At 54.9% G+C, this 9,459-nt stretch carries 9 protein-coding genes; 4 read left to right on the forward strand and 5 right to left on the reverse strand.

Going from position 1 to position 9,459, the window contains the following annotated elements:
• Positions 1–205: 205 nt before the first annotated feature.
• From JWR17_RS07685 to JWR17_RS07695, 3 genes are all read right to left on the reverse strand, one after another.
• Positions 206–805, reverse strand: a complete 600-nt coding sequence (locus tag JWR17_RS07685; protein ID WP_299829931.1) for an FMN-dependent NADH-azoreductase — start codon at positions 803–805, stop codon at positions 206–208.
• Positions 806–1,004: 199 nt separating this feature from the next.
• Positions 1,005–2,165, reverse strand: a complete 1,161-nt coding sequence (locus JWR17_RS07690) for a hypothetical protein (protein WP_299829933.1) — start codon at positions 2,163–2,165, stop codon at positions 1,005–1,007.
• A 313-nt stretch (positions 2,166–2,478) separates the two neighbouring features.
• On the reverse strand, positions 2,479–2,793 hold the full coding sequence (locus tag JWR17_RS07695; protein ID WP_299829935.1) for a 3-phosphoglycerate kinase: 315 nt from the start codon (positions 2,791–2,793) through the stop codon (positions 2,479–2,481).
• 50 nt (positions 2,794–2,843) lie between these two features.
• Between JWR17_RS07695 and JWR17_RS07700 the strand changes: the two genes are divergently transcribed.
• From JWR17_RS07700 to JWR17_RS07715, 4 genes are all read left to right on the forward strand, one after another.
• Positions 2,844–3,767: a LysR family transcriptional regulator gene (locus tag JWR17_RS07700; protein WP_299829937.1), complete on the forward strand. Its 924-nt coding sequence runs from the start codon at positions 2,844–2,846 to the stop codon at positions 3,765–3,767.
• Between the two features lie 14 nt (positions 3,768–3,781).
• The gene (locus tag JWR17_RS07705; RefSeq protein WP_299829938.1) at positions 3,782–4,564 is read left to right on the forward strand and encodes an alpha/beta hydrolase; all 783 of its coding nucleotides are present in this window, start codon (positions 3,782–3,784) and stop codon (positions 4,562–4,564) included.
• A 215-nt stretch (positions 4,565–4,779) separates the two neighbouring features.
• Positions 4,780–5,349, forward strand: coding sequence for a peptidylprolyl isomerase (locus JWR17_RS07710; protein ID WP_299829940.1), 570 nt, complete (start codon positions 4,780–4,782; stop codon positions 5,347–5,349).
• A gap of 114 nt (positions 5,350–5,463) precedes the next feature.
• The gene (locus JWR17_RS07715) at positions 5,464–7,296 is read left to right on the forward strand and encodes an ABC transporter ATP-binding protein (protein WP_299829942.1); all 1,833 of its coding nucleotides are present in this window, start codon (positions 5,464–5,466) and stop codon (positions 7,294–7,296) included.
• Between the two features lie 68 nt (positions 7,297–7,364).
• On the opposite strand, the gene JWR17_RS07720 is transcribed toward JWR17_RS07715, so the two are convergent.
• Positions 7,365–8,489 carry a GNAT family N-acetyltransferase gene (locus tag JWR17_RS07720; RefSeq protein ID WP_299829944.1) on the reverse strand — a complete coding sequence of 375 codons (1,125 nt, stop codon included), beginning with the start codon at positions 8,487–8,489 and terminating at the stop codon, positions 7,365–7,367.
• Between the two features lie 103 nt (positions 8,490–8,592).
• On the reverse strand, positions 8,593–9,459 hold an 867-nt coding region (locus JWR17_RS07725), incomplete at its 5' end, for an NEL-type E3 ubiquitin ligase domain-containing protein (RefSeq protein WP_299829946.1).

A 9,459-nucleotide genomic window follows, 5' to 3' on the forward strand; every position in this document is an offset into this window, starting at 1 on the left:
TCGCATAGATTAACGGTTTCGAGCGCCGAGGCCGAGTTTCTTTACTGAAAAGACACTTCTTTGTTGATTGATGACGCGGTTACGTCCTTTACTTCTTCAGCTGCACCTCTAAATAACTGCCAATAAAAAGCCCGGCTCACCAACGAGGATGACCGGGCAATGTACCGAAGGAGCGAAAGGTACTAAGGGAAGTCGGTAGCGCGACTCAGGCAACCTGAGCGAGTTTGGCTTTCGCCTGGTTCAAACCTTTCTCAAGGAAGTCACCACCCAGGTTCAGACCTTCGGCGTGGATAAACGTTACATCGTGAATCCCCACAAAGCCGAGCACCTGTCGCAAGTAGGGCTCTTGATGATCGAGGCTGCTACCGGCGTAAATACCGCCGCGAGCAGTCAACACGAAAGCGCGTTTGCCGAGCAGCAGGCCTTGCGGGCCGGTTTCACCGTATTTAAAGGTCACCCCGGCACGCAGCACATGATCGAACCAGGCTTTTAGCGTGCTGGGAATGGCGAAGTTGTACATGGGCGCCGCCAACACCAGCACGTCTGCCGCCACCAGTTCGTTGGTCAGCAGGTCGGAGCGCTGTAACGCGTATTGTTCGGCTTCGTTGCGCTGGTCGGCAGGCTTCATCCAGCCGCCCATCAATGTCGAATCTAGGTGGGGCACTGGCTGGGTGGCCAAGTCACGAACGGTTATCTGATCTGCAGGATGAGCCGCTTGCCACTGGCCGATGAATTGCTTGGTTAACTGGCGTGAAACTGAATCTTGTTGGCGGGCGCTGCTTTCTATGATCAGTACGCGGGACATGGGATGTGGCCTCCATCAAAGGGTCTTGAGTCGATGGAGTGAAGCTTAGAGCGGACAAAATCGATTAAAAAGCGTAAATATTCGCTTCAACCCATCTAATAAATTGATTTTAATCTCCTTTGCCAAAGCAGCTACCCCAGCCATTAAGGGCCCGGACCAGCTGCTGGCAGTTTTGACCATCGGCGCAGCGCAGCTAACTTCAGCGCGATAGCTTGAAGAAATCCAAATATAACTCTCCATTGCAACCCACCCACATATATTTCGCTTTACGGAAATGAGGAGAGATAAATTTTATCTTGCCTTCCCTATTGAAAGTAATGGTACCAAGTCCTGCTTGACTCTCGTCAAAAAAATTCACGGTTACAGGACGGCTGATGATAAAACTATAAAATAATTCTACGGCAATACATGCCTTATCGAACTCTACCTGATAGACATTCAACCCTGCCCCTGCCCCACCTTTGCAGAAAATCAATGCTGGACCTTCTCGAACACCGGCTATATCGCCTACGGATTCAACACCACAGTCAAAATCCCCCCCTATGATAGAGAGACTCATGCCCGGCAGCTTCAGCGTTTGCCCTAACCCAATTAATTTATCAGCCTCATTCTCGAAATTTTGATACTCTTCATCCGAAGCGATATTTACCAATTTAAAATCCATGGGCGGAAATACAATATCAGCTGCCGAAGAAGTCATGTCGAATCGTGAGCGGAGCACCAATTGCATAAAGCTTGCGTTCCCAAAATCATCGAACGCAGTACTTGGGAAATTGAGGGTAAAAATATCGTTATCGTATTCGAGAGGACTTTCCAGTACGGCCTCCCATACCGTAATCTCCAGTGGCTGACCGCTCTGCCCAGTACCTACCAGATTCAACCAAAGATTTTGCCCAGCAGCCATTAACGGCCACCTGCGCAGCGTGACCAGAACATCCTCCTTTAGGTAACGGGTATCTAGAATCCCGTCAGTGACATCAAGCTCCATTTTCGGCATCGGCAATTCACCGTCGATAAAGTTCCGGAAAAGAAAAGTGGTGGGGGCCGACTCTTCGATTTCACCACTCGCCCGAAGGACTTCATACCTAACAGTGACTTCTTTACCTACATCGGGCGCTACCAGTGCCACTGGAAAGGGCTGAACAATTGGGCCATTAGGTTTTCCCGGAAATTGAATGGGAGAACGCGCTCCATTCCAAAAAAGACTAACCTTGTCTTCATGTTGCGCAGACCCGTAATCTATAGCCACATAAACACCCCCTCGCCTGTCCGGACTAAGTACCCCGTCCTCACCTAACTCCAATACAAACATTTCAGGGAGTACTACCTTAGAAAAGTTACTTACTCTATCAACGCCCATATCCCGACACTCCGTTAAGCTTATGGTTAATAATTTCAGCCAAGGTAATCAGATCAGTACATTCATATTACTGAAAACCTGAACGTGAGTATCTGCCTTGATTATTTTTTATCAAAATACAAATTTGAAACAACAACCGCACTCTCTATGCGGAAACGCGATGACGCATAAAGAATAAGGTCGTCGTTTTTCTTCATCTTCAAGAGGTATCGATGAAAAAACGTGGAAATTTGCTTAAAGCCATCTAATAAATTGATTTATCGAAACCGGGACATTACTCTCGGTACAGCGCAATGCCGGCCCCGTTTATGGTTTATTTAGCCACGCAGGTCAGCTTGATACGCAGCTTGATAATGCTTCGAGTGAACTTGGCCGAGGAATCAACGCTGCTCTTGGCGGGAATCGACACGCGGCGGGTGCGCGGCGCTTCCGGGCCGTTGATGAACACGATGGTGCACTCGGCAGCTGTGTCGCCGTAGTTATTCAGGGTGATGGAGCCGAGGTCGTAATCCGTATCGTGGCTGGTGTAATCAACGCTGACGCCTGAGAGGTGTTTCTCGACGTCAATCGGGTAGGCGAAAGCGCTGACAGGCAGCATAGCCAACAATACACAACAGAACTTCTTCATTCGGCAGACTCCATTTTTGAGGTGCCACTTTAGGGCAAGAGGATCGAATCATGAAAGCGCCGCGCGTGACCCTTGATCAATGGCGAACACTACAAGCCGTTGTCGACCATGGCGGCTTCGCTCAAGCCGCTGAAGCGTTGCACCGTTCACAGTCGTCGGTAAGCTACACCGTGGCGCGTATGCAGGACCAACTTGGCGTGCCGCTGTTGCGCATAGACGGGCGTAAAGCCGTGCTGACCGATGCCGGTGGCGTGTTGCTGCGGCGCTCGCGACAACTGGTCAAACAAGCCAGTCAGCTCGAAGACCTGGCCCATCATATGGAGCAGGGCTGGGAGGCCGAGGTGCGACTGGTGGTCGATGCGGCTTATCCCAACGCCCGCCTGGTGCGCGCACTGACGGCGTTCATGCCGCAAAGCCGTGGCTGTCGCGTACGCTTACGCGAAGAAGTGTTGTCCGGTGTGGAAGAAGTGTTGCTTGAGGGCGTTGCCGATCTGGCCATCAGTGGCTTCAGTATTCCAGGCAATCTGGGCAGCGAGCTGAGCGCGGTAGAATTCGTCGCGGTCGCGCATCCGGAACACCCGCTGCATCAAATGCAGCGGGTGTTGACCTTTCAGGACCTGGAAAGCCAATTGCAAGTAGTGATCCGCGATTCGGGCCGGCAACAACCGCGCGACGTCGGCTGGCTCGGTGCCGAGCAACGTTGGACTGTTGGCAGTCTGGCAACAGCGGCGACGTTTGTCAGCAGCGGGCTGGGTTTCGCCTGGCTGCCAAGGCACTTGATTGAGCGTGAACTCAAAGAAGGATTGCTCAAAGCGCTGCCGCTGGATCAAGGGGGCAGCCGCCATCCAGTGTTCTATCTTTACGCCAACAAGGACAAACCCTTGGGACCGGCCACGCAGATTCTTACCGATTTGATTCGCAACTTCGACACGGCGCCGTTGACTGCCGCCTTCGCGGCGCCACAACAAGTCTGACACGGAGATTGGCCATGACCTTTTTTGAGCATGACGGCTGTTCATTGCACTACGAAGAATATGGCCAGGGTGTACCCCTGTTGCTGGTGCACGGTTTGGGCTCCAGCTGCCAGGACTGGGAATACCAGATTCCGGCGCTGTCCGCGCATTATCGCGTCATCGCCATGGACGTCAGGGGTCACGGGCGCTCGGACAAACCCCGAGAGCGCTACACCATCCCCGGTTTCACCGCCGACATTGAAGCGCTGATCGAGCATCTTCAGCTAGGCCCCGTGCATCTGGTCGGACTGTCCATGGGCGGGATGATCGGCTTCCAGTTGGCCGTTGATCATCCAGAACTGTTGAAAAGCCTGTGCATCGTCAACAGTGGGCCGCAAGTCAAAATCAAGTACGCCTCAGACGTGCTGCAATGGGCCAAGCGCTGGGGCCTGGGCCGACTGCTGAGCATGCGCGCCATTGGCATTGGTCTGGGCAGAAACCTATTCCCCAAACCCGAACAAGCCCACCTGCGACGCAAAATCGCCGAACGCTGGGGCCGCAATGACAAACGCGCGTATTTGGCGAGTTTCGATGCCATTGTGGGCTGGGGGGTGATGGGCAAGCTCTCGCGTATCAGTTGTCCCACGCTGATTGTCAGCGCAGATCATGATTACACGCCGGTGGCGATTAAGCGGTTGTACACACGGATGATCAAAGGCGCGCGACTGGTGGTGATTGAAGATTCCCGACACGCAACCCCGTTGGATCAACCGGAAGTGTTCAACCGGACGCTGCTGGAGTTCCTCGGATCTCTGTAGAGCCAACGTGTTGGCGAGGCGATTAATCTGACGTACCGCATTCGCCAACACGTTGGCTCCTGCAGAGCTCTTCGCTGCGTGATTTGATGCAATCGGATAGCAGTAGCCGCCCGGCCCTGTCCAAAAAAACCCAAACGTGCTTACCTTGTGCCCCTGATTACGCCGCTGTGCCTTGCTGTTGCACGGTCGAAACCACCCGCCAGGATTACTGACTCATGTTGAAAAAAATTGCCTTTGCTGCCTGTTCCCTGCTGTTTGCCGCCAACCTGATGGCTGCACAACCGGCTGGCAAGCCTACTCACGTACTGTTGACCACCGACATGGGGCAGATCGAGATTGAGCTTGAAGACACCAAAGCGCCGATCAGCACCCAGAATTTTCTTGGGTACGTTGACAGCGGTTTCTACACCAATACGGTTTTCCATCGGGTTATTCCGGGCTTCATGATTCAGGGCGGCGGCTTCACATCGCAGATGATGCAAAAGCAGACCAAGGACCCGATCAAGAACGAAGCAGGCAATGGCCTCCATAACGTTCGCGGTACGATCGCCATGGCCCGCACCTCAGACGTGGATTCCGCCACCAGCCAGTTCTTCATCAACCACCGTGACAACGAGTCGCTGGACAGCGTCCCAGGCCGTGTTGGCTATGCGGTGTTCGGCAAAGTGGTCAAGGGCATGGACGTGGTCGACATGATTGCCCAGACCCCGACCGCCAGCAAACAAGGCATGCAGAACGTGCCAACCGTTCCGGTGCTGATCAAATCCGCCAAACGTATCGACTGAGTCAATCCACATTGGCCCCTGTGAAATCGGCGTGAGCAAAGCCGATTTTACGCGGTCGGATGAAGGACGCTTTCCACCTGCAAGGAGAGCCCGCTGCGGCGGGCGTCAGAGCTAATGTTTTATCGTCGTTTCGAGCAACTCATTAATGTTTTTCGGGATGCCCCAACCGCGGCTCCTCCGAGCAAAGTCCTGTCGTTTTACATTTACTACTTGCGCCAGGTCTGGCCCAGCTTTGCTGCATTGCTGGTGGTCGGGCTGATCGGTGCGCTGATTGAGGTCGCGCTGTTCAGTTATTTGAGCCGGATCATCGACATGGCCCAAGGCGTCCCTGACCCGAACTTCTTCAGCGTGCACCGTAACGAACTCATCTGGATGATGGTGGTGACGCTGCTGCTGCGACCGGTGTTTGTTGGCCTACACGACCTGTTGGTACACCAGACCATCACGCCCGGCATGACCAGCATGATTCGCTGGCAGAACCACAGTTACGTGCTTAAGCAGAGCATCAACTTTTTCCAGAACGACTTCGCCGGGCGCATCGCCCAACGCATCATGCAGACCGGCAATTCACTACGCGACTCAGCCGTGCAAGCGGTTGACGCCTTGTGGCATGTGCTGATCTACGCCATCGGTTCGTTGATATTGTTCGCCGAAGCCGATTGGCGCCTGATGATTCCTCTGCTGACCTGGATCGTTTGCTACATCGTGGCACTGTGGTACTTCGTGCCGCGTGTTAAAGAGCGATCAGTGATGTCCTCGGAAGCGCGCTCCAAACTTATGGGGCGGATCGTCGACGGCTATACCAACATCGCGACCCTCAAACTGTTTGCTCACACTAACTTCGAGCAGCAATACGCTCGGGAAGCCATCAGCGAACAGACGGAAAAGACCCAACTCGCGGGCCGTGTCGTGACCGAAATGGACATGGTTATTACCAGTCTCAACGGCATTTTGATCGTAACCACAACCGGCCTGGCGTTGTGGCTGTGGACGCAATCGTCGATCACGGTGGGCGCCATTGCGCTGGCCACCGGGCTGGCGATTCGTATCGTTAACATGTCGGGCTGGATCATGTGGGTGGTTAACGGCATTTTTGAAAACGTTGGTATGGTCCAGGACGGCCTGCAAACCATCGCCCAACCCGTCAGCGTGACCGACCGCGATCAAGCGCCGAAACTGATCGTCGAAAAAGGCGGCGTGAAGTTTGAAAACGTCGATTTCCACTACGGTAAAAGTAGCGGAATCATTGGCGGCTTGAACTTGAACATAAAACCGGGGGAAAAGATCGGTCTGATTGGCCCCTCGGGCGCGGGTAAATCGACACTGGTTAACCTGCTGCTGCGTTTGTATGACTTGCAAAGTGGGCGGATTCTGATTGATGGGCAGGATATCTCGCACGTTGAGCAAGAAAGTTTGCGTGAGCGCGTGGGCATGATCACCCAGGACACGTCGTTGCTGCACCGGTCGATCCGCGACAACTTGCTGTACGGCAAACCTCACGCTACTGACGCTGAGTTGTGGGAAGCCGTCCATAAAGCTCGAGCCGACGAGTTTATTCCGCTGCTGTCCGACTCCCAGGGCCGTACCGGCTTTGATGCCCACGTCGGTGAGCGCGGGGTCAAACTGTCCGGTGGACAACGTCAACGCATCGCCATCGCCCGCGTGCTGCTCAAAGACGCGCCGATATTGATCATGGACGAAGCCACGTCTGCGCTGGACTCAGAAGTGGAAGCGGCGATCCAGGAGAGCCTGGAGACGTTGATGCAAGGCAAGACCGTGATTGCCATCGCCCACCGTCTTTCGACCATCGCGCGAATGGATCGCTTGGTAGTACTGGAAAAAGGCAAGGTCGCTGAAACCGGCACCCATGCTGAATTGCTGGCCCATGGCGGTTTGTATGCACGGCTGTGGCAGCATCAGACGGGTGGGTTTGTCGGGATTGATTGATCGGCAAGACCGAGTTGCCTGCTTCCCGACCAAACAGCCGATTTCCTGGGTTTTCGCGATCAGACAACTCAAGCCTGTCGATAGGGTAATGCCGCCCGAGCTTCCTCGGCGTAGGCCAAAATCCCTGCGCGCTCTTGCTTCAGGAAGTCGTTGACGGCTGATTTCAATCCTGGATGTGCCAGGTAATGCCAGGAGTGAGTGATCACCGGCTCAAAGCCGCGTATCAACTTATGCTCGCCCTGGGCCCCCGCATCGAAACGCTGGAAACCCTTGTCGATGGCGTATTCCATGCCTTGATAAAAACAGGTTTCGAAATGCAGCCGGTCGAATTCCGCCAGGCATCCCCAGTACCGCCCGTAAAAACTGTCGCCGCCCACCAGGCTGAAGGCCATGGCCACCGGTCGCGACCCTTGCTTGGCAAGCACTACGCGAATTGCCTCGGGCATCCGCTCCGCCAACAGACTGAAAAATTCACGAGTCAGGTACGGCGACTGCCGACGCACTGCGTAGGTGTTGGCATAACAGGCATACACAAAATCCCACTGCGTTTCACTGAGTTCATGGCCTTCCAGCCATTCAAACTCGATCCCCTGCCCCGCCACCTGCTCACGTTCTTTGCGCATTTGTTTGCGCTTGCGTGAACTCAAGGCGTCGAGAAAGTCCTGAAAGTCCCGATATCCGCGGTTTTGCCAATGGAACTGGCATCCCAGGCGCTGCATCCAGCCCGGCTCGTGGGCCAGCAATGCATCAGCCATTGGATCGGTAAAGTTGATGTGGATGCTCGAAAGCTCTTCGATTTCGATGTAACCAGGCAGGCTCTGCAATAGCTCGACTGCGGCCCCGGGCGTGGCCGACAACAAACGCGGCCCACTCACCGGACTGAACGGCACCGCTACCAACAACTTGGGGTAATACTCGATGCCCGCGCGCTCACAGGCTTCAGCCCAGCCGTGGTCGAACACATATTCGCCGTAGGAATGCCATTTCCGGTAGCCGGGCACCGCTGCAATCAACTTGCCGTCTTCGTAATGCAGCAAATGCTCCGCACTCCAACCCGAGCGCGGACCCAGGCTTCCACTGTCTTCCAGAGCGCTGAGAAAGGCGTGCCGTAAAAAAGGCTGGGCACTTGGCACTAAAGCATCCCAAAGCTCTGGCGCCAGCGTCGAAAGACGGTCCAACCGTTGTAGCGGCATCAGCATTCCCCAAACGTTATTGCCCACAAGCCTGGCGAGTATCGCGCATTCGCTTAGATAAGCCGAAAGAAAACCCCGTGCATCAACAGAATTCTTATGGTCGTCATACTAAAGTCTCGGCCCCTCCGGGTCTGCGGTCTGCCCCCGCTGTGGTATGGCGCGCCATGACCTCGCGGGTCAGTTTCAGCGCCAACTGCTGAGTTGCAGCAGTACGCTCGTTTCGGATCAATTCTATTTGCGCCAGATACTCGTCAGTGCGCAAGGTCGCATAAGCCCTATCGTCGAGGTCGTCCAGGCGCTCATGAAACGGCGATTGAACCGGCTCGAAGCTCGCCGCATAGTGCTTCTCCAGATATTCCATCCAAAAGTCCCGAGCGATCACGGCCCGTAGAAAGGCGGATGTTCGTTCCCTGTGCAAAACCCGTTGCTCGGCGGCATCGATTGCTTCATCGGTCACCCCAGCCAAGGAACGGTAGAGCATGCCTTGTGGCTGAAGGGGTAATTGCAGGCGTTGCGCGAGTCCGACGCGGTAAGCCAGGCGAACCTCCGCCTCGTCTAGCTGTGGATAATCCACTGACCGGATCGCAATATCTTCCCGGGCGATTTTCTCAAGCTCATCCAGTCGCTCCAGCCCCCTGGCCAACTCAAACAACTCGGTTTCCTCCTTGCCCAGGCGTGCCGACGCCATAACATTGAACACCAGCGCGCGAATCTCAAGCGCGTTGAACACCAGCATTATTCCGTCCCCGCAGGTTTGCGGGTGCGCCGCCATGGCAAACAACTCATCGCGTAACACGCCATGTGTGGCGGCTGCATTCAAAACTGCCCAGACGCGCTCAGTGAGGCCCTGCCGGTGCCCCTGATAGTCGGCGGTTCCAGCCAAATCATGCAACACCCTGAAAAAGTCAGCGCTTTCGGACTCGGCCAGCAGATCATTCCAGATACGCAACCTGGCGGTGCGCTCGCTGCC

The sequence above is a fragment of the Pseudomonas sp. genome (assembly GCF_028293835.1).
GTDB lineage: Bacteria > Pseudomonadota > Gammaproteobacteria > Pseudomonadales > Pseudomonadaceae > Aquipseudomonas.